The sequence below is a fragment of the Rahnella sp. P4_A8 genome (assembly GCF_056402435.1).
Window position 1 is genome coordinate 1 of sequence record NZ_JBFUHK010000307.1, and the last position, 832, is coordinate 832.

General features: G+C 42.1%; 1 protein-coding gene. It reads right to left on the reverse strand.

Translation table 11 applies throughout. From position 1 onward, the window contains the following. Positions 1-178: 178 nt before the first annotated feature. A partial coding sequence (locus AC1DUO_RS25630; RefSeq protein WP_477989524.1) for a hypothetical protein occupies positions 179-832 on the reverse strand: 654 nt, incomplete at its 5' end.

Sequence of the window (832 nt, forward strand, 5' to 3'; positions counted from 1 at the left end):
AATGCCCTCAGGAACCCTGACGGCTATGGTTACTCGCCGGGCATTTTCCGGCGGTGACAGCGTCTGATCTGTTTTGCCATAACAGGCGGAAAGCAAAAATACTGTCGGCAGCAACAGGGCTGTTTTATTTAGAAAATTCAACTTCTTCCTCCCTGAAGGTAACTTCATAATGACTTCGTTATTTCATGGATAGCAGTTTTTCGTAATTAGGATAAATATACGGAATTTTTTCGGTACTCCCATCAGGATAAATCGCTGAAAAATCTCTATCCTCTTTTTGTTCAGGCGGAATGAGCGTAACAACTTTTGTTAAATGAATATTCGGTTCAATAAATATTTTCTGCGTATCATGGAGCTTATATCGCCTTCTCCATTTTTCATATCCTGTTTCACCGCCAAAAAACTCCAGGCTAATATCATTCTCATCCAGATGAGTCACCACCGGAAAAAAGTCCGTTTTTAAATGAAGATTACCCCTGGCTTCCTTCGCTTTACCGGTACCATAACCATCGCTAAATCCATAATCATCAAAATCGAAGATATAATTAGTAGCGAAAACCTCTTTTCCTTTAACGAGAGGATTGCCATCAGCAATCTTAAAGCTGACTTTAATGGAATTAAGCTGCCACTGACATGGCCCGCCGCCATCAATGGCAATCCGCTGCTGTCTGATATCACTGTTTACCTGCGGGTTGAATGCCTGCATAAAACCGTTATATCCGCGAATTTCATAGGCTTCATTATTCGAGTTATAGCTTTTAGTCTTGCACCGTTCAGAACGGTAAAGCATTTGCAATGGCAACAGTGTAATGCCCTCAGGACCCCTGACGGC